Origin of the sequence: Pseudoxanthomonas mexicana (genome assembly GCF_001556105.1) — a bacterium.
Taxonomy (GTDB): Bacteria; Pseudomonadota; Gammaproteobacteria; order Xanthomonadales; family Xanthomonadaceae; genus Pseudoxanthomonas_A; species Pseudoxanthomonas_A mexicana_A.
This window is the reverse complement of the sequence record NZ_LSIF01000073.1, coordinates 118851-140940: the sequence shown is the minus strand read 5'-3', so window position 1 is coordinate 140940 and position 22090 is coordinate 118851. Positions and strand designations below refer to the sequence as shown.

Sequence of the window (22090 nt, the reverse complement as noted above, 5' to 3'; positions counted from 1 at the left end):
TCCGCCAGCCGCTCCAAGTCCCCCGCCAAGCCCGCCGCCAGCGGTCCCGGCCGCCCCAAGGACCTGGGCAAACGCGCCGCCATCCTCGAGGCCGCCAAGCAATTGTTCGCGCGCGAGGGGTTCAACGGCGTCAGCATGGACCAGATCGCCGCCGAAGCGGGCGTCTCCAAGCTGACGGTGTACAGCCATTTCGGCGACAAGGACGCGTTGTTCGCCGCCGCCGTGCAGGCGAAGTGCGAGGAAATGCTGCCGGATACGCTGTTCGACCTTGAGCTGACCGGCAGCCTGCGCGACCAGCTCAAGGCCATCGCGCAGGCGTTCTTCGCGCTGGTCACCAGCGAGGAAGCCATCAGCACGCACCGCATGATGATGGTCCCGGGCAACATCGACGACAAACTCAAGCGGACCTTCTGGGAAGCCGGCCCGCAGCGCACGCATGATGCATTCGCCGCGATGCTGCAGGCACTGGTGGCCAAGGGCGAGCTGGATATCCCCGACGTGGCGACGGCCTCCTTGCAGTTCTTCACCCTGATCAAGGGCGAGGTACATGCCCGGATGACCTGCGGTCTGTGCAGCCAGCCCGGCCCGCTCGACGCCCGCCGGCATGTCGATGCCACGGTGGAGATGTTCCTGAGGGCGTATGGGCGGCGCTGAAGCTGAAGCCTGCCCCGGGCGACGGAGGTTGCGGTGACTTCCGGCACTGCGCCCGCCGCCGCGGCTGCCGTGATCCTTGCGCAGCGCGGACGCAGCCAGCCCGGTAAAATGCCCGGCCCAGCCTTCCGCGTCGGATGACCACCCCCATGACGATCAACTACACCCAGGCCCGCGAAAACATGGTCGAGCAGCAGGTACGTCCCTGGGACGTGCTGGATGCGCGCGTGCTGGACACACTGGCCACGCTGCCGCGCGAAGCCTTCGTGGCCGAGTCGCACCGCGCCCTGGCTTACGCGGACCTGGAACTGCCGCTGGGCCATGGGCAGACGATGGCGAAACCGGTCATCGAAGGCCGCACGCTGCAGGCGCTGAAGCCGCAGGCCGACGAAGACGTGCTGGAGATCGGCACCGGAAGCGGCTACCTGACCGCCTGCCTGGCGCGCCTGGCGCGCGACGTCGTCAGCCTGGAGATCCATCCCGACCTGGCCGATGCCGCGCGTGCACGCCTTGACGCCACCGGCCTCGGCAACAACGTCCGCATCGAGGCCGTCGACGCGCTTTCGTGGGATACCGACCGCCGTTTCGACGTCATCTGCGTGACCGGCGCCGTCGCGACCGTGCCGGCCCGCTTCCTGCCATGGCTGCGCCCCGGTGGCCGCCTGTTCGTCGTGCGTGGCGCCTCGCCGGTGATGGAAGCCGTGCTGCATGTGGCCGATGTCAACGGCGTGCGCATCGAATCGTTGTTCGAAACCGACCTCCCCTATCTGGTCGGCGCCGCACCGGCGCCCCAGTTCGTCTTCTGAAGAAATAAAAAAGGAACCCGCATGAGCCGTCGCCCCCTCGTACTCGCGCTCGCCTTGGCCCTGCCGTCCGCGGCCGGCGCCACCGACCTGATGCAGACCTATGAGCTGGCGCGCACCGGTGACCCGACCTTGTCGATCGCCGAGTCCACCCGCCTGATCGACAAGGAAGGCGCGGCGCGTGCGCGTGCGGCGCTACTGCCGCAAGTCAGCGGCAGCGCCGGGTACACGCTGACCCACGACAGCCGTCCGGGCAATCCGCTGGGCGACGGCAACAGCCGCAGCTATGGCGCATCGGTCAGCCAGACCATCTTCGACTGGAGCCGTATCGCGAACCTGCGTGGCCAGCGCGCCGTCAGCCAGGCCGCCGACTACACGCTGGCCTCGGCAAACAACCTGTTGATCACCCGCACCTCGGCCGCGTACTTCAACGTGCTGATCGGTATCGAATCGCTGGCGGCCGCCGAGACCAATGAAGCGGCGTCGAAGAAGCAGTTCGACTACGCGCAGAAGCGTCTGGACGTGGGTCTTGCACCGATCACCGACGTGCATGAAGCCCGCGCGCAGTACGACAGCGCGCGCGCCAACACCATCCTCGCCCGCAACGCACTGGACGACAGCTACCGCGCGCTGGCCGAGATCACCGGCCAGCCGATCAGCGGCCTGAAGGGCTTGCCGGACGACTTCCGCCCCGAGCTGCCGCCGGAGCAGAACGCACAGGGCTGGGTGGATCGCGCGCTGGACCAGAACCCGGGCCTGAAGTCGGCGGAATACTCGCTGGAGTCCGCGCAGCACGGTGTCTCGAGTGCACGCGCAGGCCACTACCCGACGCTCAGCTTCAGCGGTCGCTACACCAACGGCACTGCGTGGGACAGCGTGCCGGGCACGCTGTCGCAGGACGGCGAAGGCTACAACTGGGGCGTGACGCTGACCGTACCGATCTTCTCTGGTGGCGCCACGCAGTCCGGCGTGCGCCAGGCGCTCGCGCAGCGTGACCGCGCTTCCGACACGCTTGAACAAACCCGCCGCGCGCTCGTGCGCAACACCAGCAATACCTACCAGGCGCTGATCGCGGGCGTGACCGAAGTGGAAGCACGTCGCCTGGCCGTCGTCTCGGCGCAGAGCGCGCTGGATGCCTCGCAGGTCGGCCTGGAAGTCGGTACCCGCACCGTGCTGGACGTGCTGCAGAACCAGCGCACCCTGTTCCAGGCGCAGGTCGAGTACGCGCAGGCACGCTACCGCTTCCTGCAGAACCGCCTGCTGCTCGAGCAGGCCGCCGGCACGCTGGATGGCGCCGACGTGCAGGACGTGAACCGCCTGCTGACCGCCGACGCCGAAGCGCGTCTGTCGTCGCAGCCGGTCTCGCAGTAGCGCCTCGCGCTCCTCGCGATCACGACGGCGGGCTTCGACCCGCCGTCGTCGTTTCAGGACCCGGGAATTTCTGTAGGAGCGACCTGAGTCGCGACCGCACGTCTCAGTAACCCGGATATGTCGAAGCAAGCGGAAGACTCGCGGCCGCGACTCACGTCGCTCCTGCACCTACAGCTCAGATCGCGCCACGCGCATGCAGCGCGGCGATCTCCGCATCGTCGTAACCCGCCTCGCGCAATACCTCGTCGGTGTGCTGTCCCAGCCACGGCGGCGCATGCCGCAGCTCCACCGGCGTGGCCGACAGCTTCAGCGGACTCGCGACCAGCGGAACCGTGCCGGCGTGCGGATGCCCGACATGCCCCACCATGCCACGCGCCCGCACCTGCGGATCGGCGAATACATCGGCGATGTCGTTGACGGGTCCGCACGGAATGCCGGCCGCTTCGAGTAACGTCAGCCACGCCTGCCTATCTCGCGAGACGAATGCCGCCTGCAACATCGGCACCAGCACATCGCGATGGCGTACGCGTCCCGCATTGGTCGCGAAGCGCGCGTCACTGGCCAACAGGGCATTTCCCAGCACGTCGCACAAGCGCGCGAACTGGCGGTCGTTGCCGACCGCCACGATGAGGTGACCATCGGCGACGGCGAAGACCTGGTACGGCACGATGTTGGCATGCGCATTGCCCTGCCGCGGCGGCACCTCGCCGCCGACCAGGTAGTGGCTGCCCAGGTTGGCGAGCATCGCGACCTGCGCATCGAGCAGGGCCATGTCGATCACCTGGCCTTCGCCGGTGGCGTCACGGTGGCGAAGCGCGGCGAGGATCGCGACGGTGGCGTACATGCCGGTGAACAGATCGGCGACCGCGACCCCGACCTTCTGCGGTTCGCCATCGGCCGCACCGGTCACGCTCATCAGGCCACCGAGCCCCTGGATCGCGAAGTCGTAGCCGGCGCGTTGCGCGTGAGGACCATGATGGCCGAAACCGGTGATCGAGCAGTACACCAGCCGTGGATGCTCGGCGCGCAGCGTCGCGGCATCCAGACCGTGACGCGCCATGTCGCCCACCTTGAAATTCTCCACCAGCACATCGCTCTGCAGCGCAAGGCGACGGATGATCGTTTGGCCTTCGAGGGTGGCGATGTCCACCGTCAGCGACCGTTTGTTGCGGTTGGCGCACAGGTAATACGCCGACTCCGCGGTTTCGTTCCCCTCGGCATCGCGCAGGAAAGGCGGCCCCCAGCCGCGCGTGTCGTCGCCGCTGCCCGGACGTTCCACCTTGATGACCTCGGCGCCGAGGTCGGCAAGCACCTGCGTGCACCACGGGCCGGCGAGCACGCGGGTCAGGTCCAGCACCCGCACGCCGGCCAGCGCACGCGGCGTGGCCGTACTCATGCCACCGGCACCGGCAGGTGCGGCGCGATCATCACCAGCGTGCGCGCCAGCGCGCCGCGGCCATGTTCGACCAGCGCGCGGCCGCGCGCGGCGACTTCATGACGCCGTGCATCGTCCGCCAGCAGGTCTTCGACCGCATCGCCCACGCCCGCCGCGTCCGGCGCGATCACCAGGGCGTCGGCGTCCCTGAGCAGGCGGGAAATCTCGCTGAAGTTGTGCAGATGCGGGCCGGTGACGGCCGGTGTTCCGACGGCCGCCGGTTCCAGCATGTTGTGGCCGCCGATGGCCTGCAGGCTGCCGCCGACGAAGGCCACGTCGGCGCAGGCGAAGAAGGCCATCAACTCGCCCAGCGTGTCGAGCACGAAGACATCGTTGTTCGCGCCCGGCCAGCCATCCGCGCGACGGGTTCCCACGTTCCAGCCGGCTTCACCAGCGGCCTCCACGACGCGCGGGAAACGTTCCGGATGCCGCGGCGCCCACAACAGCAGCAGGTCGGGCCAGCGCTTGCGCAGGCGGGCGTGGATGGCGAGCACGGGTGCCTCTTCGTCCTCGTGCGTGCTGGCGGCGATCCAGACGCGACGCCCCGCGGCGAGGTGCTGGCGGAAACCGGCGACCACCTCGGCCACGTTGGTCGGGACGGGAATATCGAACTTGAGATTGCCGACATCGCGCACCTGCTCGGGTGCCGCACCAAGCTGGACGAAGCGCCCGGCATCGTCTTCGGATTGCGCCGCCACCTTGCGCACGGTACGCAGCGTGCGCGCGATCAGCGGTCGCAGCACGCTGTAGCCGCGCAGCGAACGGGCGGACAGGCGTGCGTTGAGGATGTATACCGGCACGCGGCGATCGTGGCAGCCGAACAGCAGGCTGGGCCACAGCTCGGTTTCCATGATCAACGCCAGCCGCGGCGGGAAATGCGTGAGGAAACGTGCGACGGCGCCTGGAAGATCGTACGGCGAGTACACGTGCAGCACGCGGTCGCCCCACAACGCCTGCACCCGCTGCGATCCGGTCGGGGTGATCGTGGTGATCAGCAGGCGCAGCCCGCGATGCCGCTTCAGCAACGCATCCACGACGGGCGCAGCCGCGTTCACCTCGCCGACCGACACGGCGTGCAGCCAGACATCGACCGTGCCGCCGGGCATGTCGTAGCTGCCGTAGCGTTCGTTCCAGCGCTGGAAGTAGTCCGGATACCGGAAACCGCGCCAGATCAGGTGGTACACCGTCACCGGCGTCAGCACGTAGAGCACCACCGAATACAGGGCACGCAGCAGGCGTTCGGCGGTACGGTTCGACATGGGCGACAAGGATACCCGGGGCCGCCGCTACAATGGGCCATGGCTGAATCCGAGAAGAAACCCTCCGCCGCCGGTGAGCGCCTCCCGCTGGGGCCACGGCAATGGCCGGCCTGGATCGGCATAGGTCTGGCGTGGCTGGTGGCACGCCTGCCGTGGACGCTGCAGCGGTGGCTCGGGCGCCTGATCGGTGCACTGTTCTTCATGGCGATGCGCGAACGCCGCGAGATCGCCCGCCGCAATATCGCGCTGTGCTTCCCGGCGCGTTCGTCCGCCGAGCAGGACGCGCTGGCCAGGGCCAGCTTCGCCGAGCTCGGTATCGGCCTGTTCGAATTCGCCCGCGCCTGGTGGGGCAGCGTCGACCCGATGCGCAAGGGCCTGCAGGTGGAAGGCCTGGAACACCTGGCGGCGGCGCGTGCCGGCGGCCGTGGCGTGATCGTGGTATCCGGCCACTTCACCACGCTGGAGATGTCGGCGCGGCTGATGTGCGACTACGCGCCACTGGCCGGCATGTACCGCCCGCACAACCAGGGCGCGATGGAATGGGCGGTCAAGCGCGGCCGGCTGCGTTATGCCACCGCGATGTTCACTCGCGACGAGCTGCGTCCTGCCCTGAAGCATCTCAAGCAGGGCGGACTGCTGTGGTTCGCACCGGACCAGGACACGCGCCGCGGCGAGAGCGTCTTCGTGCCGTTCTTCGGCCATCCCGCCTACAGCCTGACCTCCACGCACCAGCTTGCGCGGCTTTCGGGTGCGGCCGTCATCGCGTTCTCGCACGTGCGGCGCGAGGACGGCGGTTACACGCTGACGCTGTCACCGGCGCTCGAAGACTTCCCGTCGTCCGACGCCACGACCGACACCGCGCGCGTGATCGCCGCGATCGAAGCGATGGTGCGCGCGGCACCCACGCAATACCTGTGGATCCACCGGCGCTTCAAGCGCCAGCCCGACGGCCGCGGCGAACTCTACCGGTAGAGATCCGGCTCGCCCGGCGGCCGCGTCTTGAACCGCCGGTGCACCCACAGGTACTGCTCGGGATGCCGGCGGACGACGGCCTCCAGCTCGGCCATGTAGCGCGCCGCGTCCTGTACCGGATCATCGCTGGGCCATCCCCGCCACGTCGGTTCGACGCGCAACTGATAGCGCCCGTCGGCATCGCGATGGAACCAGAACGGCAGCACCACCGCATTGCCACGGCGGGCGAGATCGGGCGTGGCCGCCAGCGTCGCCGCCTGGATGCCGAAGAACGGCACGAAGGCATTCTGGTAGTTGAAATCCTGATCGGCCGAATACGCAACGATCGCGCCGCGCGACAGCGCGCGCAGCAAGCCACGCACATCCTTCTTGCCGACGACATCGGCGAACACGCGTCGCCGCGCCTCGTCCAGCATGCGCTCGATGCAGGGATCGTTGTTGCGCCGCGCGACGATGGTGACCCGGTCGCCCAGCGCTTCGCCCAGCAGGCGCGCGCACAGTTCCGAATGCGGGAAATGCCCGCCGAACAGCAGCACCCCGCGTCCCTGGGCCTGTGCGGCACGCACATGTTCCAGGCCCTGCACGTCGGCCAGCCCGTGCAGGCGGGGAGCAGGCGCGTACCAGCCGCGGATCAGCTCGAGGACACCGGTCACCGTCGCACGCAGGTTGTCGCGCAGCAGCTGCGCTTGTGCGCGCTCGTCCAGCGCGGGAAAACACATCGCGATGTTGGTCGCCGCGTATCGGCGCCGCTTGCCCAGCAGTGGCCACAACACCCAGGTGCCGGCCCTGCCCACTGCCAGCAGCAGGCGTTGCGGCAATCGCGCGATACCGGCAGCGATCAGGTTGGCGGGCGCAACGAACCAGCAGCGGACACCCGCGACACGATCACTCGTCATCGCGCGCCAGCAGACTGCCGGCATACAGCGCGGCCAGCATCAGCGTCAGCCCGCCCCAGAAGGTGGAATAGAACGCAAGATGGGTGTTGAGCGGGAACACCGTGACGGCCAACGCCAGCATCGCCGGCCGCGCGCGTTCCTTGGCCTGCGGCGTGGCGTAGCGCCACGCCCGCCACGCGAGCGCGGCACCGGCCAGCCACAACAGCAGGCCGATGACGCCGGTTTCACTGAGCACTTCGAGCACGATCTGGTGGGCATGGAAGGCTGGGCCCTGGCCCCATTCCGGACGCTGTCCGGTATCCGTGGTGCAGGCGGGATAGGCCTCGCGGAAGCCACGGGCACCGACGCCATTGATCGGGTGATGGAGCACCATGCAGACTGCGGCAGACCAGATCTGCGCACGGCCCGACAGGGCCGTGTCCACTCCCGACTCATCGGCAGTCAGCGCCTGGGCCGTCAGCATGATGCGGTCGCGTACCTGCACGGACGATACCGAAAGCAGGGTCAACACCAGCGTGCCCGCCGCCATCACGCCCAGCATGCGGCGCAGCCCGAGCAGTCGCCAACCGGATGCCACGAGCACCAGCGCGTAGGTGATCCATGCCGCCCGCGCGCCTGCCAGCAGGACGACGAGGCCGATCGCACCCGCGGCGAGCAGCCAGCCCAGTGTCTCCAGGCGCTTCGCGGCGGCGAACAGCAGGAACGGCGACAGGCTGGCCATCACCACGCCCAGCTTGCGATTGCATGGACCGAGGAAGCCGCTGAGCCGGTCGATACCGGCCATCTGATCCGCGGTGCACATCGGCCGCCCGCTGATCAGCTGCTTGAGCTGGTCCAACCCCCAGAACAACGGGCTGGTGCCGAAGACGACCTGCGCCAGCGCATCCAGCGTCCAGATCGCCACGATGATCGCCAAGCCGTTGAACGTCGCGCGTCGTGCCGTTGCATTTGCCACCGCCGCTGCCGTCAACCACAGGAACGGCAGGTAGCGCAGGTCTACCGCGGCCTCACGCAGCGCACGCGGCGTGTCGACCGCATCGATCGCCGAGATCGCCTGCGGCAGCCAGTACGCGGCGAACAGCGCGCTGGTCAACGCCCATGCGCCGCCGCTCAACAGGCGCGCGCTGCCACGGAAACGCCCCAGCAGCAGGCGCACGATCGCCGCCAGTGCGCCCAACACCATCACCGCTTCGGCATACCCGGGCGCGGGCCACAGCGCGACGTAGGCCAGCACCCACGCGGGCGCCCAGCGCCAGCCATGCCCCTCGCGGCGGGTGGGCGAAACAGGAATCGACGGCGAGTCAGCGGTCATCGGCGAGATCGTGGTAGAGGGCGAGCGTGGCGTCCTGCATCGCGCGCAGGGTGTAGGTGTCCATCGTAGCCAATGGCGGCGGCGGATGGGCGAGCATCGCCGTCACGCTATTGAACAGGTGGTCTTCATCGAAGATCGGCACCGCACCCTGGGGCTGCAGTTCCGTCAGCAGTTCGCCCACGCCGCCATGCGCCCAGCCGACCACCGGGCGTCCCACCGAGAGCGCCTCGATCACCGTGCGGCCGAAGGCCTCGGGCTTGCGCGACAGCTGCAGCACCAGATCGCTGGCGGCATAGGCGCGGGCGATCTGCGCGGTAGGTGGCGTGATCGCGAGCGCATCGGCCACCGCACCCAACTGCGCCTCCGCTTCCAGTTCGGCCACGTACTGCTCGCGCCCCGCTTCACGGGTGCCAGGCATCCATAGCCGGGCCTCCACGCCCACCGCCCGCAGACGGCCCAGCAGCACGATCGCTTCGCGATGCCCCTTCAGCCGCGTGCCGCGTCCCGGCAACAGCAGCAGCGGCCCATCGCCCGACAACGCGGGATGCTGCGTCGCCGCCCACGCGCGCGCATCGGGATCCGGATGCGCGGCGCGCGGGAACTGCGCCGGATCGATGCCGCGCGGAATCACCACCAGCTTGCCGGGATCCGTGCGCGGGTAGTGCTGCAGCAGATAGCCGCGCACGGTCTCCGACACGCAGATCACCCGCTCGCCGCGCGTCATCACCGCGCTGTAGCGGCTTGGTGAATTCAGTCCGTGCATGGTGGTGATGAAGCGCGGCCGCGATGCCGACGGCATGCTGCGCACCGCCCACAGGCCGATCCACGCCGGCAGGCGCGAACGCGCATGCACGATATCGGCGCCGACCTCGGCGAACAGCCGTCGCAGTGCAGCGGCATGGCGCAGTGTCAGCAGCGACTTGCGGCCGATATCGAGCGTGATGTGTTCGGCGCCGGCGGCACGCAAGGCCGGTTCGAGACGGCCGCCCGCGGAGACGACCACGGCACGATGGCCGGCGCGCGCCAGTGCATCGGCGACTTCGAGGGTGGAGCGTTCGACACCGCCGGATTCCAGCGCCGGCAGCAGCTGGACGACAGTCAGCCGGCGCATGGTCGAGGGGCGATGCGGCGCGACCGCATCAGGCGGTCAGTCGGCCAGGACGAAGTGCGAACCGCAGTACGGGCACTGCACTTCCCCGCCCGCCGCGTCCTCGATGGCCAGGTATACGCGCGGGTGCGAGTTCCACAGCGCCATCGACGGCAGCGGGCAGCTCAGCGGCAGGTCGGCGCGCGACACGGTGTAGCGCTTCTCGGCGTTGGCGGGCGCGGTGGCGGTCTGGCTCATGGCGGTGAAGGCGGTCGTGGAACGAGGCGGCCAGTCTACCAGCCGGCGCCACGGCCGCCCATGAACCGCCCCCCGAAAAGGAAAACGCCGCCCTGCGCGAGCGGGGCGGCGTGTCCTTGCTGGCGGTGTCCGGCGGGGGAGGAGCGCCGGATCGCAGCGGGATTACTTCTTCGCGTCGGCCGTGGCCTCGGTGGTGATTTTCAGCGCGACCTCGTCGCTGACCATCGGGGCGTACGCGCCCACGCCGAAGTCGCTGCGCTTCACGGTGGCCGTGGCGTCGAAGCCGATCGCCGGCACCTTCTTCATCGGGTGCTCGCCGGCCTTGTTGAGGGTCACGTCCAGCACCACCGGCTTGGTGATGCCCTTGATGGTCAGGTCGCCGGTGACCTTCAGCTTGCCTTCGCCCGCGGCTTCGACCTTGGTGCTCTTGAAGGTCGCGGCCGGGTACTTGGCGGCGTCGAACCACTTGTCGCTGGTCAGGTGATCGTAGAACTGGTCGGCCAGCGCGCTCAGGCCGGTCAGTGGCAGCGTGACCTGCACGCTCGACTTGGACACATCGGCGGCGTCGTACACCAGCGTGCCGTCGGCCTGGCCGAAGTTGGCGCTCGGGTTGGAGAAGCCGAAATGGTTCCAGTTGGCCAGCACGTTGGTGTGGCTGGGATCGAGCTTGTAGGTCACCGGCGCGGCGAAGGCCGAACCGGCGAACGCGAACAGGGCGGCAACGAGCAGGGTCTTGCGCATGGGGATGTCTCCGGGTGGTGGGGTGTCAGAGGATGCGCGCGGCTTCGTCGAAGCCCAGGCGCGGGGAACGCGGGAAGATGCTGGCCGGATCGCCATGACCCAGGTTGACCAGGATGTCGGACTTGATGGCGGTACCGGCGAAGAACGCTTCGTCCACCTTCTCGGCGTCGAAGCCGGTCATCGGGCCGGCATCCAGGCCCAGCGCGCGCGCGGCGACGATCAGGTAGGCCGCCTGCAGGCTCATGTTGCGCAGCGAGGGCTTGCTGCGGTTGTCGCGCGGGCCGTCGAACCAGGCCTTGGCGTCGGTATGGGGAAACAGGAACGGCAGCTTCTCGTGGAAGTCCTCGTCACGGCCGATGATGACGGTGACCGGGGCTTCCATCGTCTTCTTGTAGTTGCCTTCGGACAGCGCCGGGCCCAGCTTGGCCTTGGCCTCGGCCGACTTCACGAACACGAAGCGCGCCGGCGTCGTGTTGGCCTGGGTGGGGCCGAACTTCAGCAGGTCGTACAACTGGCGCAGGGTGTCGTCACCGACCTCGCCGGTGAAAGCGTTGTAGGTGCGGGCGGTGCGGAACAGCTGGTCGAGCGAGGCAGCGTCGAGGGCGTGGGACATGGGTTACCTGTCGCGAGGAAGGGAAGCACGTCGCGGCGGCACGGGCCGGCGCATCGGACGGGCAGTGTAGAGTGTCCTGACCATGGCAATATCCAATCGACCCGGAACGGATTGTTTTAACCGGTGGAACAAACAAGCCCCCTCCAGGCCGATTCCTGCGGTCTCTGCACGCTGACCGATGGCAACGCCGGCAACGTACGCCAGGCGCAGTCGTTGGCGCGTGCACTGGGCGCCCAGGCGCGCGAGGTGGTGCTCGCACCGCGTGCGCCTTGGCGCTGGATGGCGCCGCGCCTGCTGCCGGGCGCGACGCAGGGTCTGGGACCGGCCTTCGATCAACTGCAGCGGCAGCCACCCGCCCTGGCCATCGGCTGTGGTCGTCAGGCGGCGCTGGCCACGCGGCTGTTGCGTGTGCGCGGCAGCCGCAGCGTGCAGATCCTCGACCCGCGCATCGATCCGTCGCACTGGGATCTCGTCGTCGCGCCGGAGCACGACGGGCTCACCGGCCCCAACGTACTGACGCTCCTGGGCAGCCTCAATCCGGTCGACGATGTTTGGCTGGCCGACGCACGCGCCGCGTTTCCATCCTTCGCCACCCTGCCCTCGCCGCGCACGGCGGTACTGCTTGGCGGCGACAGCGCGCACTACCGGTTCGATGCCGATGCGTTCGCACGGCTCGCGATCCTGCTCGACGACATGACGGCGGATGGCAGCCTGCTGGTCACCACCTCACGACGCACGCCGCACGCCCTGATCGACGCCGTGCGCCAGCGCGGGGCGCAACGGCCGCATACGCTCCTGTGGTGCGATCCGTCCGACGGCCCGAATCCTTACGCTGGCCTGCTGGCGTGGGCCGACCGCATCGTCTGCACGCCGGAGTCGGTCAACATGCTGTCGGAAGCCTGTGGCACGCGCGTGCCGGTGCAGGTGTTCGAACCGGATCGCGTCGTCGGTCGCCCCCGTCGCTTCCTGGATGCGCTGCTCCAGCGCGGACGTATCCGCGATCTCGCCGACGGACCGGCGACGTTCGATGGCCAGCCGTTGCGCGAGACGGCGCGCATTGCCGCTGAAGTGCGGTCGCGCCTCGCGATCTGAAGCACCCGCCTAGGGATCGCGTGCGTCGAAGCCCAATCCGTGTGCGGCCGTCGTCCGCATCACCACCGCGCGTGCCGTCGCCAGCGCCGCGCTCTCGACGACCAGGCGCGGACGGCGGTCCAGTGTGCAGGCCAGGCCTTCGGCGACGAAGGTCGCATGCACCGCGTCCAGCGCACCTGCTTCATCGGCAGACAACGCACCTGCAGCCGCCAGTGCGGCGATCAATCCGGGCGTATCGCGCGGCAGCACCAGGGCGGCGTGCGCCTCCGCATCGCGAAGCACGAGATACTGGATCAGGAACTCCAGATCGACCAGGCCACCCGCGCCCTGCTTCAGGTCGAAGCGTGCGATGTCGCTACGATCCAGTTCTGCACGCATGCGGGCGCGCATCTTGACCACCTCGTCGCGCAGGACGCCGCCATCGCGCACGCGCGCCAGCGTCGCGGTGCGGATGTCCTCGAACGCGTCCAGCAGCGTGGTGTCGCCGGCCACACCACGCGCGCGCACCAGCGCCTGGTGCTCCCATGTCCACGCACGCTCGCGCTGGTACTCGCTGAAGCTCGCCAGCGACGACACCAGCAGGCCTTTCGCCCCATCGGGACGCAGGCGCACGTCCACGTCGTAGAGACGACCCGCGGCGGTGACTGCGCCGAGCAGCGCGACGATCTTCTGCGCCAGCCGCGCATACCAGCGGCCGGCCTCCATCGGGCGCACACCGTCGGACTCCGCTTCAGTCGGCGCCTCGAACAGGAACACCAGGTCGAGGTCCGAACCGAAGCCGAGCTCTTCGCCTCCCAGGCTGCCGTAACCGATCACCGCGAACCGGCCCGCCGCGACGGCGCCATGCGACGCGGCGACATCGCGCGTGGCGACCTGCACGACGACGCGGACGACTTCGTCCGCCAGCCACGCCAGCTGGCGCACGCTGTCACGGGCCGACTGGCGCCCGTCCAACGCCGCCAGTGCCACGCGGAAGCTCAACGCCAGGCGGCGCTCGTTCAATACGCGCAGGCAGGTTTCCGGATCGTCTTCCTGCAGCGCGACCTCGCATTCGGTCCGCAGTTCGTCGCGATCGGGCATCGGGCCGGACACGCGGGTATCCAGCAACTCGTCGAGCAGCAACGGGTACTGCGCCAGGCGCTCGGACAGCAGCGCACTGCGCGCCAGCACGTCCACCAATCGTCCAAGCGCACTGGGCTGCTCGTCCAGCAACGCCAGATAGCTGGCGCGCCGCAGGATGGCCTGCAACAGCGACAGCACACGGCGCAGCGCGGCATCCGGTTGCGACGAACGCGCGCAGGCGTCGAGCAACGCAGGCACCACGCGATCCAGGCGCGCACGCGCGCCATCCGACAGCGCACGCACGCCGCTGAACTGTGCGAACTCGCGCAGCGAGCCGTCCGCACTGCCGGCATCCGCGAAGCCCGACGCCGCCAGCGTCTCCGCATCGCCACCGTCGGGCAGCGCACGCCAGTACAGTGCCAGTGCGCCTGGTGCCGCATCGCGCTGGCGCGGCGCCAGCAGTTCGGCGAACTCGGCGGACACGCGTGCGCGCTGCATTTCCAGCGCTGCGACCAGACCATCCCAGTCCGGATAGCCCAGCCCCCGCGCGATGCGATGGCGATCCAGCGGATCCTCGGGCAAGGCATGCGTCTGCGCATCACGCAGCATCTGCAGACGGTTCTCCAGCCGGCGCAGGAAGCGATAGGCCTGCATCAATGCATCGCCCTCCTCGACCGAGACCTGGCGCACGGCGACCAGCGCCGGCAACGCCACGCGCAGGCGGCGTTCGCGCAGGGCCGGCTCGCGACCGCCACGGATCAACTGCAGCGCCTGCACCAGGAATTCGATCTCGCGGATGCCGCCCGGTCCACGCTTGATATCGTCGGCCAACTCGCGGCGCGCGACTTCGGCGGCGATCGCCGCCTTCATCTCGCGCAGGCCGTCGAGGGCGGTGTAGTCCAGGTAGCGGCGGTAGACGAACGGACGCAGCGACTCCAGCCAGCGCTCGCCCGCCTCGATGTCGCCCGCCACCGCGCGCGCCTTCAGCCAGGCATAGCGCTCCCAGTCGCGACCCTCGCGCTGGAAGTACGAATCCATGCCGGCGAACGACAGCGCGACGCGACCGGCGTTGCCGAACGGCCGCAGGCGCAGGTCGACGCGGTGGCAGAATCCGTCGACGGTCGGCTCGTCCAGCAGCTTCGCCAGCCGCTGCCCCAGCCGCATGAAGTAATCCTCGGCAGCGAGCGCGCGCGCGCCGTCGGACTCGCCGCCCTGCGGATACGCGTAGACCAGGTCAATGTCCGACGAGAAATTCAGTTCGCCGCCGCCCAGCTTGCCCAGGCCGAACACCACCAGCCGCTGTGCAGTGCCGTCCGGCGCTCGCACCACACCGTGGCGCTGCGCGAACTCTGCTTCAAGAGCATCCAGTGCGGTCTGCAGGCAGACCTCCGCCAAGCGCGTGGTGCCGGACAACGTGTCGTCGACCGTGTCCAGGCCGTGCACGTCGCGCCATACAAGTCGTGTCGAGTCGGCGGTGCGGTAGCGGCGCAGCAGTTCGGGCCATTGCCCGGTGTTGTCAGCCGTCAATGCTGGCATTGGCCACGGCGCGTCGCCATCGGTGCCTAGCAACCCTGCCAGCAACTCGGGTTGCCGCCATAGCGTCTCGAAGGCGAAGTCGCTGGCCGCGATCACGCGCGACACGCGGTCCGCGTTGCGCGCATCGGCCAGCACCGCTTCACTGTCGGGCGACGATGCCCGCAGGCGGGCAAGGCTACGCTCCGTCAGAGCATCGCGTTCGGTATCGAGGGACAAGGTCGCGTCATTCATGGCGACCGATTGTGGCATGCGATCGCGACGACTTACGCCGCCCGCGACAGATCCGGCAAGGCGGCTTCGCGCTGAAGTGAAAGTCCGAACTGCTCGGCCATGTGCGTCAGCAGCACCGGCTTCACCTGGTCCATGCCGGTCGGGCCACCGAGGTCGGCGAGCGACACCACCTGCAGGCCCTGGTAGCCGCAGGGATTGATGCGATGGAATGGCTCCAGGTCCATCGCGATGTTGAACGCGAGGCCGTGGAAGGTATAGCCGCGGCGCACGCGGATGCCGAGCGCGCCGATCTTGGCGCCGGCCACGTACACGCCGGGCGCGCCGTCCTTGCGTTCGGCATGGACGTTCCATTCCGCCAGCGTGTCGATCATCGCCTGCTCGATCTTGCAGACGTACTCGCGCACACCGACCTTCAGGCGCTTCAGGTCGAACAACGGGTACGCGACGATCTGGCCGGGGCCGTGGTAGGTCACCTGGCCGCCACGGTCGACGTTGATCACCGGAATGTCGCCTGCCGCGAGCACATGCTCGGGCTTGCCGGCCTGGCCGAGGGTAAAGACGGGATCGTGCTCGACCAGCCACAGTTCGTCGGCGGTCGCCTCGGTGCGGGCATCGGTGAAGCGTTGCATCGCACGCCAGACCGGCTCGTACGGCTGGCGGCCGAGCTCGCGGACGATGCAGGTCGCCGTCACAGCGTCCACTTCACTTCGGGATGATCGCGCAGCGCCTCATGGGCGGCGTCGTACTGCGCACGGTCATTGGCCTGGAAGCGGATGCGCACGGACACGTACTTGCCGTTGGCCGAATGCTTCCAGCTGATGTCTTCGTGCACGACGTCCACGCCCTTCGATTCCAGCAGGCGCGGCAGTTCGGTTTCCAGACCGGTGCCGGCCGTGCCCATCGCGCTGAGCTCGAAGGTGCCGGGGAACTGGAAGCCGTGTTCGGGGTTGTCGGATTTGATGTCCATGCACGGATTATTGGGACGCCGGCGGCGAAAGCCAAGCTGCGCGGTCCCGGAACGACGAAGGGCCGCTCGCGCGGCCCTTCATTCATGCAGCGCAGCGGTTCAGCGCGCCAGCTGCACCAGGCTGGACGACACCCAGCCCTTGTTGCCGAGTTCGTCCTCGACTTCCCACATCACGCCATCCTTGTTGCCGGTGGGGTACAGCATCATGCCCGGGTCGAGGTCACGCACCGCCTTGCCGGTGCCCTTCGGATTGGCGAACAGGCGGCCGGGCTTGGTCATTTCCACCGCCTGCTGGGCGTTGGAGGCCGACGCGTTGCCGGACAGGCCACCGAGTTCGCTGACCAGGTTGGTGTACGCCTGCAGGTAGGCCAGCGTGATGACCTGGCCGATCTCGGTGTTGGCGTAGCCGCTGGCACCACCGCCGCCCCAGTGGCTGCCGGTAAACAGGCTGCCGCCGGCACCCCAGCCGATGTCGGTCTTCTTGGCGCTGCCTTCGGCCATCGCGACCTGCTCTGACGAACGCACGTCGGTGACCGTCAGCACCACGTCGGCGGTCTTCTTCTTCATATCCAACCCACCGACCACGCGGCCGAGGTTGCCGCCCACCAGCCCGCCCAGCAGGCCACTGATGGCGTTGCCGCCCGCATTGCTGTTATGCGAGATCAGGTCGGGCACCAGCACGTAGTCGGCGGCGCGGATCTGGCCCTTGCCGATGTTGGACCGGTTGCGCAGCTCGCCACTCGCCGCCAGGTCGCGCTCGGCCATCGCCGCGCCCATGCCCACGCCACGGTCCACCAACGTGAAGCAGCGGGACTTGTTGACGAACACCTTGATCAACTTCGACGGCGCGGGCAGCTGCTGGCCGCTCCACCAGTTCACGCCATCCTCCGGTTCGATCACCGAGATCGAGCCCAGCGGCTTGCTGCAGGTCGGGATTTCCGCGGTCTGCTGCTTGCGCTGGTCCTGTGCGCTCTGCCGCTGCGCCCACGCGGGCGCCGTTGCCGCGGCGGCCATCAGCAGGCATGCCGTCATCGTTACCGTCTTGCCAGTTCCCCTGTTCACTCGTGCATCTCCTTGAGATTGATGGTGCCCGCACCCCGCGGACCTTCCGTTGCGGGCGTGGCCCGCATTCGCGTGCCGGATCACCCGACAACGATGATAGGCGAAGAATGCGGTTTCGCTCGCTACACACGAAAAGAGTGACAGTCGAAGGCCACTGACCGGGGCACGGGAGGGCGATGCGGCGATAATGCCGACCCTTCCCGCGAGGTCCGCCGTGCTCTTCCTGCTCTCCAGTGTCATCTGCAGCGTGCTGGTCTCGGTCCTGCTGAAGCTCATGCAGCGACGCGGCATCGACACCGCCCAGGGCATCGCCTGGAACTACCTCGCCGCGTCGCTGCTCTGCTTCACCCTGCTGGATCCACCGTTGTCGGCGCTTGCGGCGGCCCACGCACCCTGGCCAGCGCTCGCGCTGCTGGCGGTGCTGCTGCCCGGCATCTTCCTGGCGTTGTCGGCCTCCGTTCGCGCGGCCGGCATCGTGCGTACCGACATCGCCCAGCGCATGTCGCTGGTGCTGTCGTTGCTGGCCGCATTCCTGTGGTTCGGCGAACAGGCCGATGCGCGGCGACTGGCCGGCCTCGGGCTCGGCCTGCTGGCGGTCGTGCTGCTGGTGTTGCGCCCGCGCACCGACACTGCGCAGACCGAAGACCGCTGGACCGGCTGGGGCCTGCCGCTAGTGGTGCTGGTCGGCTATGCCAGCGTGGACGTGCTGCTGAAACACATCGCAGCCGCCGGCACGCCGTTCGCGGCATCGCTGCAGGTCGCGTTCGTCGCCGCCTTCGTCGTGATGATGGCGGTGCAGGTGGTGCGGCGCGCGCGTGGCGGCCCGGAGCTCACGCTGTCAGCACTCGGCGCCGGCCTGCTGTTGGGCCTGCTCAACTTCGGCAACATCCTCTTCTACGTGAAGGCGCATCGCGCGTTGCCGGACAACCCGGCCGTCGTGTTCTCCACGATGAACATCGGCGTGGTCGTGCTGGGCACGCTGGCCGGCACGCTGTTGTTCCGCGAACGGCTCAGTCGCATGAACCTGCTGGCGATTCCGCTGGCGATCATCGCCATCGCGCTGGTCGCCGCCGGCCTGTGAGGGGTCCGCAGGAATGAAAAAGGCCGGCATGCGCCGGCCTTTTCTTCAGGGGATGGAGCGCCGGATCACTCCGACTCCCACCACATCCAGAACGCATCCCACAGGCGCCTGAAGAAGCCGGCTTCTTCGATCGGGGTGATCGCCACCAGCGGCGATTCCGCGACGACCTTGCCGTCCAGCGTGACCTTCACCGTGCCGATGGCCTGGCCTGCGGTGATCGGCGCCACCAGCGTCTTCGGCACGTCCATCGTCGGCTTCAGGTCGTCGTAGCGGCCGCGCGGCACGCTGACCAGCATCGGCTGTGCGACGCCCAGCTGCACGTCCTTCGCCTGGCCCTTCCACACGCGCTGCGTGGCGATGGCTTTGCCCGGCTCGTACAGGCGGTGCGTTTCGTAGAAGCGGAAGCCCCAGTTCAACAGCGCCAGGCTGTCCTCGGCGCGCTGCTTCTCGGAGGTCGAACCCATCACCACCGCGATCAGGCGCTGGTCACCGCGCTTGGCCGAACTCATCAGGCAGTAGCCCGCGGCGGAATGGTGGCCGGTCTTGATGCCGTCGACGCTGGCATCGCGCCACAGCAGCAGGTTGCGGTTCGGCTGGGTGATGGTGCCGACCGTGAATTCCTTGATCTTGTTGAACGCGTACTGCTCCGGATATTCGCGGATCAGCGCGCGGCCGAGCAGCGCCAGGTCGTAGGCGGTCGAGTAGTGCTCCGGTGCCGACAGGCCGTGCGCGTTGGCGAAGTGCGAGCCCTTCATGCCGATCTGCGCGGCGTAGTTGTTCATCAGCGCGGCAAATGCCTCCTGGCTGCCGGCGGCATGTTCGGCCAGTGCGATGGCGGCGTCGTTGCCCGACTGCACGGCCATGCCGGTTTCCATGTCCAGCAGCGACGCCGTCTTGTTGACGGCGAAACCGCTGTAGCTGCCGTCGGTGCCGGCCCCACCTTCGCGCCAGGCGCGTTCGCTCATCATCACCTGGTCGGTCGGCTTGATCTTGCCGTTCTTCTGCTCGGCGGCGAGCACGTACGAGGTCATGACCTTGGTGATGCTGGCCGGCTCGACGCGCTCGTTGTAGTTCTCACCCGCCAGCACCTGGCCGGTGATGTAGTCCATCAGCACCCAGGCGGCGGGGGTCTGGGCGATGGCCAGGCCCATGGCGGTGGTCGCGAGCGCGGCGAGAGCGAAACGGAACTTCATCGGCGGAAAACTCCTGGCAAGGCCGTGGGCCTGACGGTTCAAGCGAATATTGTAGGGACGCGGACTGCGGCTTGGGTTGGAAACAAGTAAAAAACCGGCGGATGGCCGCGTCGGATCTACTCGCGGACGATCTGCGGTCGCCCGAAGCCCAGGCTGGCGATCCGGCCCGCCAGCGCTTCGGCCGAGGCCGCATCGCGGGCGCCTACACGCAAGCGCCACAGCGGACGGTCGGCGCCCGGCACGTCACTGAGCCGCGCGTCGGCAATGCCGGCGGCCGTCAACCGTGCAAGCGCGCGGTCGGCGTTGTCGCGGCTGGAAAAGCTGGCGACCTGCAGTTGCAGGGCCGAGGGCATCGAGGCGACCGGCGAGACGTCCGTAACGACCACCGCCTGCGTCGCGGACGGCACTGGAGACGGCGCTGGCGAGACCGCCGGCGTACCGGGCTTGCCCGACGCCACGCGCACGCCGTTGGCCTTCATCCAGGCATCGAAGCCGGCCGCACTCGGCGTATCGCCGGCTTTCGCGGGCACGTGGTAACGCGCGGATTCCCTCGGCAACTGCCCGACCAGCCGGTCGATCGCCGACGACGAAGGCCCGGGCGTAGGCGCAGCGGCGAGCGTGCTGCCGTCCGGCGTCAGCGCGCGCACTTCCACCCGGCCGGTGCCGCGCTGGGTGATGCCCAACCGGACCGCAGCGGCATAGCTGAGGTCGATCACGCGGCCTTCGTGGAACGGCCCGCGATCATTGACGCGCACGACCACCGACTGGCCGTTGTCCAGGTTGGTCACGCGGGCGAAGCTCGGCAGTGGCAGCGACTTGTGCGCGGCGCTGTAGGCGTACATGTCGTACACCTCCTGGTTGGACGTACGGCGACCATGGAACTTGTTGCCGTAGTACGACGCCGTGCCCTGTTCGACGTAGCCGTCGACGCGGTCGAGCACCTTGTACTGCTTGCCCAGCACCGAATACGGCGACTTGTTGCCCACGCGCGAGCGCGCTTCGGCCGTGACGACCGGTTCGCGGATGCAGTCCAGGTCGGGCACGTGGTCCGGCGTGGTGTCGGAAACGCCCGGCTTGTAGAGCCCACCGGCGGTGTAGTCGCCGCGCGTGGACAGGTCTTCCTGCGCCGCGGCGTAGCGCGAACAGTCCTTGCCGGCGATGGAGGACGATGGCGCCGTGGGTGACGGCTTGCCCGTGTGGCCAGACGCGGAGGGTGGCGACGACTTCTTCGGTGCCGTGCTGCACGCGGCCAGGGCCACCGCCAGCAGCGGCAGGACCAGCCACTTCATGCCGGCGGAATCTCGCGGCCGGCGATCGCCTGCGACAGCTGGTGCACCGCCATCGCGTACATCTTGGAATTGTTGTAGCGGGTGATCGCGTAGTAATTCTGGAAGCCCAGCCAATACTGCTTGCCGTCGGCGCCATCCAGTTGCACGAGCGTCGCGGTCGCATCGGGCGCCACCGGATCGAGCGGGCGATAGCCCTTCTCGGCCAGTTGCGCGAGCGTGTAGTCCGGCGTCCACGTCTCCGGATTGAACTCGGCGAAACCGTCCTGCAGCTGCGCACGCGCCACCACCGCGCCACCCGGCACCCAGCCGCCACGCTCGCCGCCCTTCTTGCGGAAGTAGTTGGCGATCGAGGCGAAGATATCCGGATAGGTCGTGAACAGATCGCGGCGGCCGTCGCCATTGCCGTCCACCGCGAACTCGCGGTAGCTCGACGGCATGAACTGGCCCAACCCCATCGCGCCGGCGTAGCTGCCGGTCAGCGAGGCGATATCGAGCTTCTCCTCGCGGCCCAGCGCGAACAGCTGCGCCAGTTCGTCGCGGAAGAACTGCTCGCGACGGTGTTCATAGGCGGCGCGCTCGGGATTGCCCGTGCGCGGGTAGCGGAACGCCAGCGTGTACAGCGCGTCCAGCACCTTGTGCCGGCCGGTGAAACCACCGTAGCTGGTTTCCACGCCGATGATCGAGACGATCACCTCGGCGGGCACGCCGTACTGCTGTTCGACACGGGTCAATTCGTCGCGGTGCGCGGCGATGAACGTGCGGCCGCCATCGATGCGCGACTGCGTGAGGAAACCGACGCGGTACTCGCTCCACGGCTTCACCCGTTCGGCGGGACGCGACATCGCCGCGACCACGCTGTCGAGGAACTGCGCCTTCGCCAGCGTGGCCTCGATCTCGGCCGGCGCGATGCCGTACTTCGCCGCCGTATCGCGCACGAACTGTGCACGCGCCGTGGGGAAATCGACCGGCTTCAAGGCCTCGGGCGACACCTCGGCGACGCGCTCGACCGACGTTTCGGCCGGCGTGGCGGAGGCAGGTGCGGGAGGAGCATCGGACGCCGTGGACGCCGGCGCCGGCGGTTGCGGTGTGGCGCAGGCCGCGAGGCCGAGCACCAGCAGACAGGGAAGAGCGCGTCGCATCATCGGCGCGAGGGTAGCACGCACGTTTCGAAGCAGGGTG

Annotated in this window: 21 protein-coding genes; 6 read left to right on the top strand and 15 right to left on the bottom strand. The window is 68.6% G+C overall.

Annotated features, from left to right (window positions below; translation table 11 throughout):
- From AX730_RS13405 to AX730_RS13395, 3 genes are all read left to right on the top strand, one after another.
- Window positions 1–654, top strand: a 654-nt coding sequence (locus tag AX730_RS13405; RefSeq protein WP_062357325.1) for a TetR/AcrR family transcriptional regulator, incomplete at its 5' end; no start/stop codon positions are given.
- 146 nt (window positions 655–800) lie between these two features.
- Window positions 801–1457, top strand: a complete 657-nt coding sequence (locus tag AX730_RS13400) for a protein-L-isoaspartate O-methyltransferase family protein (protein ID WP_062357323.1) — start codon at window positions 801–803, stop codon at window positions 1455–1457.
- 21 nt (window positions 1458–1478) lie between these two features.
- Window positions 1479–2825, top strand: coding sequence for a TolC family outer membrane protein (locus AX730_RS13395; RefSeq protein ID WP_062357321.1), 1347 nt, complete (start codon window positions 1479–1481; stop codon window positions 2823–2825).
- Between the two features lie 175 nt (window positions 2826–3000).
- Here the strand turns inward: AX730_RS13395 and AX730_RS13390 are convergent, their stop codons facing one another.
- Together AX730_RS13390 and waaA are read right to left on the bottom strand one after the other, a co-directional pair.
- Window positions 3001–4221 (bottom strand): CaiB/BaiF CoA transferase family protein, encoded by a 1221-nt coding sequence (locus tag AX730_RS13390; RefSeq protein WP_062357320.1) that lies wholly within the window; start codon window positions 4219–4221, stop codon window positions 3001–3003.
- Complete coding sequence (waaA, locus tag AX730_RS13385) at window positions 4218–5519, bottom strand: lipid IV(A) 3-deoxy-D-manno-octulosonic acid transferase (RefSeq protein ID WP_062357318.1); 1302 nt, start codon at window positions 5517–5519, stop codon at window positions 4218–4220. Before waaA ends, AX730_RS13390 begins: the two co-directional genes overlap by 4 nt.
- Window positions 5520–5558: 39 nt before the next feature.
- Between waaA and lpxL the strand changes: the two genes are divergently transcribed.
- Entirely contained in the window at window positions 5559–6491 is a 933-nt protein-coding gene (lpxL, locus tag AX730_RS13380) for an LpxL/LpxP family Kdo(2)-lipid IV(A) lauroyl/palmitoleoyl acyltransferase (RefSeq protein WP_062357316.1), read from the top strand.
- On the opposite strand, the gene AX730_RS13375 is transcribed toward lpxL, so the two are convergent.
- The 6 genes from AX730_RS13375 to AX730_RS13350 form a co-directional block, all read right to left on the bottom strand.
- A complete protein-coding gene (locus AX730_RS13375; RefSeq protein ID WP_062357314.1) occupies window positions 6482–7387 on the bottom strand; it encodes a lysophospholipid acyltransferase family protein in 906 nt (301 codons plus the stop codon). The two genes, lpxL and AX730_RS13375, sit on opposite strands and share 10 nt — an antisense overlap.
- Window positions 7377–8699, bottom strand: a complete 1323-nt coding sequence (locus AX730_RS13370; protein WP_062357312.1) for an O-antigen ligase family protein — start codon at window positions 8697–8699, stop codon at window positions 7377–7379. The genes AX730_RS13375 and AX730_RS13370 overlap by 11 nt, the downstream gene beginning before the upstream one ends.
- Window positions 8689–9810: a glycosyltransferase gene (locus AX730_RS13365; RefSeq protein ID WP_062357311.1), complete on the bottom strand. Its 1122-nt coding sequence runs from the start codon at window positions 9808–9810 to the stop codon at window positions 8689–8691. Before AX730_RS13365 ends, AX730_RS13370 begins: the two co-directional genes overlap by 11 nt.
- 36 nt (window positions 9811–9846) lie before the next feature.
- Complete coding sequence (locus AX730_RS13360) at window positions 9847–10044, bottom strand: zinc-finger domain-containing protein (RefSeq protein WP_062357310.1); 198 nt, start codon at window positions 10042–10044, stop codon at window positions 9847–9849.
- 162 nt (window positions 10045–10206) lie between these two features.
- Complete coding sequence (locus tag AX730_RS13355) at window positions 10207–10785, bottom strand: YceI family protein (protein ID WP_062357305.1); 579 nt, start codon at window positions 10783–10785, stop codon at window positions 10207–10209.
- Between the two features lie 25 nt (window positions 10786–10810).
- On the bottom strand, window positions 10811–11398 hold the full coding sequence (locus tag AX730_RS13350) for a malonic semialdehyde reductase (protein ID WP_062357304.1): 588 nt from the start codon (window positions 11396–11398) through the stop codon (window positions 10811–10813).
- A 123-nt stretch (window positions 11399–11521) separates the two neighbouring features.
- On the opposite strand from AX730_RS13350, the gene AX730_RS13345 reads away from it, so the two are divergent.
- Window positions 11522–12490, top strand: coding sequence for a mitochondrial fission ELM1 family protein (locus AX730_RS13345; protein ID WP_062357303.1), 969 nt, complete (start codon window positions 11522–11524; stop codon window positions 12488–12490).
- Window positions 12491–12499: 9 nt separating this feature from the next.
- Here the strand turns inward: AX730_RS13345 and glnE are convergent, their stop codons facing one another.
- From glnE to AX730_RS13325, 4 genes are all read right to left on the bottom strand, one after another.
- Window positions 12500–15319 (bottom strand): bifunctional [glutamate--ammonia ligase]-adenylyl-L-tyrosine phosphorylase/[glutamate--ammonia-ligase] adenylyltransferase, encoded by a 2820-nt coding sequence (gene glnE / locus AX730_RS13340; RefSeq protein ID WP_232310261.1) that lies wholly within the window; start codon window positions 15317–15319, stop codon window positions 12500–12502.
- A 32-nt stretch (window positions 15320–15351) separates the two neighbouring features.
- Window positions 15352–16020 (bottom strand): lipoyl(octanoyl) transferase LipB, encoded by a 669-nt coding sequence (lipB, locus tag AX730_RS13335; RefSeq protein WP_062357302.1) that lies wholly within the window; start codon window positions 16018–16020, stop codon window positions 15352–15354.
- On the bottom strand, window positions 16008–16286 hold the full coding sequence (locus AX730_RS13330; RefSeq protein WP_062357301.1) for a DUF493 family protein: 279 nt from the start codon (window positions 16284–16286) through the stop codon (window positions 16008–16010). Before AX730_RS13330 ends, lipB begins: the two co-directional genes overlap by 13 nt.
- 99 nt (window positions 16287–16385) lie before the next feature.
- Window positions 16386–17300 (bottom strand): CsgG/HfaB family protein, encoded by a 915-nt coding sequence (locus AX730_RS13325; protein ID WP_407071496.1) that lies wholly within the window; start codon window positions 17298–17300, stop codon window positions 16386–16388.
- Between the two features lie 262 nt (window positions 17301–17562).
- Here AX730_RS13325 and AX730_RS13320 point away from each other — a divergent pair, with 262 nt between their 5' ends.
- Window positions 17563–18429: an EamA family transporter gene (locus tag AX730_RS13320; RefSeq protein ID WP_062357299.1), complete on the top strand. Its 867-nt coding sequence runs from the start codon at window positions 17563–17565 to the stop codon at window positions 18427–18429.
- 65 nt (window positions 18430–18494) lie between these two features.
- Here AX730_RS13320 and AX730_RS13315 read toward each other — a convergent pair whose 3' ends face one another.
- The 3 genes from AX730_RS13315 to mltB form a co-directional block, all read right to left on the bottom strand.
- A complete protein-coding gene (locus AX730_RS13315) occupies window positions 18495–19622 on the bottom strand; it encodes a D-alanyl-D-alanine carboxypeptidase family protein (protein ID WP_062357298.1) in 1128 nt (375 codons plus the stop codon).
- Between the two features lie 116 nt (window positions 19623–19738).
- On the bottom strand, window positions 19739–20911 hold the full coding sequence (locus AX730_RS13310) for a septal ring lytic transglycosylase RlpA family protein (RefSeq protein WP_062357291.1): 1173 nt from the start codon (window positions 20909–20911) through the stop codon (window positions 19739–19741).
- Window positions 20908–22053: a lytic murein transglycosylase B gene (gene mltB, locus AX730_RS13305; RefSeq protein ID WP_062357345.1), complete on the bottom strand. Its 1146-nt coding sequence runs from the start codon at window positions 22051–22053 to the stop codon at window positions 20908–20910. Before mltB ends, AX730_RS13310 begins: the two co-directional genes overlap by 4 nt.
- Window positions 22054–22090: the final 37 nt, after the last annotated feature.

Excerpts from the sequence above, each read along its gene's own strand:
- AX730_RS13400 (WP_062357323.1), top strand. The coding sequence starts at position 801 with ATGACGATCAACTACACCCAGGCCCGCGAAAACATGGTCGAGCAGCAG.
- AX730_RS13395 (WP_062357321.1), top strand. The coding sequence starts at position 1,479 with ATGAGCCGTCGCCCCCTCGTACTCGCGCTCGCCTTGGCCCTGCCGTCC.
- AX730_RS13390 (WP_062357320.1), bottom strand. The coding sequence starts at position 4,221 with ATGAGTACGGCCACGCCGCGTGCGCTGGCCGGCGTGCGGGTGCTGGAC.
- waaA (WP_062357318.1), bottom strand. The coding sequence starts at position 5,519 with ATGTCGAACCGTACCGCCGAACGCCTGCTGCGTGCCCTGTATTCGGTG.
- lpxL (WP_062357316.1), top strand. The coding sequence starts at position 5,559 with ATGGCTGAATCCGAGAAGAAACCCTCCGCCGCCGGTGAGCGCCTCCCG.
- AX730_RS13375 (WP_062357314.1), bottom strand. The coding sequence starts at position 7,387 with ATGACGAGTGATCGTGTCGCGGGTGTCCGCTGCTGGTTCGTTGCGCCC.
- AX730_RS13370 (WP_062357312.1), bottom strand. The coding sequence starts at position 8,699 with ATGACCGCTGACTCGCCGTCGATTCCTGTTTCGCCCACCCGCCGCGAG.
- AX730_RS13365 (WP_062357311.1), bottom strand. The coding sequence starts at position 9,810 with ATGCGCCGGCTGACTGTCGTCCAGCTGCTGCCGGCGCTGGAATCCGGC.
- AX730_RS13360 (WP_062357310.1), bottom strand. The coding sequence starts at position 10,044 with ATGAGCCAGACCGCCACCGCGCCCGCCAACGCCGAGAAGCGCTACACC.
- AX730_RS13355 (WP_062357305.1), bottom strand. The coding sequence starts at position 10,785 with ATGCGCAAGACCCTGCTCGTTGCCGCCCTGTTCGCGTTCGCCGGTTCG.
- AX730_RS13350 (WP_062357304.1), bottom strand. The coding sequence starts at position 11,398 with ATGTCCCACGCCCTCGACGCTGCCTCGCTCGACCAGCTGTTCCGCACC.
- glnE (WP_232310261.1), bottom strand. The coding sequence starts at position 15,319 with ATGAATGACGCGACCTTGTCCCTCGATACCGAACGCGATGCTCTGACG.
- AX730_RS13330 (WP_062357301.1), bottom strand. The coding sequence starts at position 16,286 with ATGGACATCAAATCCGACAACCCCGAACACGGCTTCCAGTTCCCCGGC.
- AX730_RS13325 (WP_407071496.1), bottom strand. The coding sequence starts at position 17,300 with ATGGCCGCCGCGGCAACGGCGCCCGCGTGGGCGCAGCGGCAGAGCGCA.
- AX730_RS13315 (WP_062357298.1), bottom strand. The coding sequence starts at position 19,622 with ATGAAGTTCCGTTTCGCTCTCGCCGCGCTCGCGACCACCGCCATGGGC.
- AX730_RS13310 (WP_062357291.1), bottom strand. The coding sequence starts at position 20,911 with ATGAAGTGGCTGGTCCTGCCGCTGCTGGCGGTGGCCCTGGCCGCGTGC.
- mltB (WP_062357345.1), bottom strand. The coding sequence starts at position 22,053 with ATGATGCGACGCGCTCTTCCCTGTCTGCTGGTGCTCGGCCTCGCGGCC.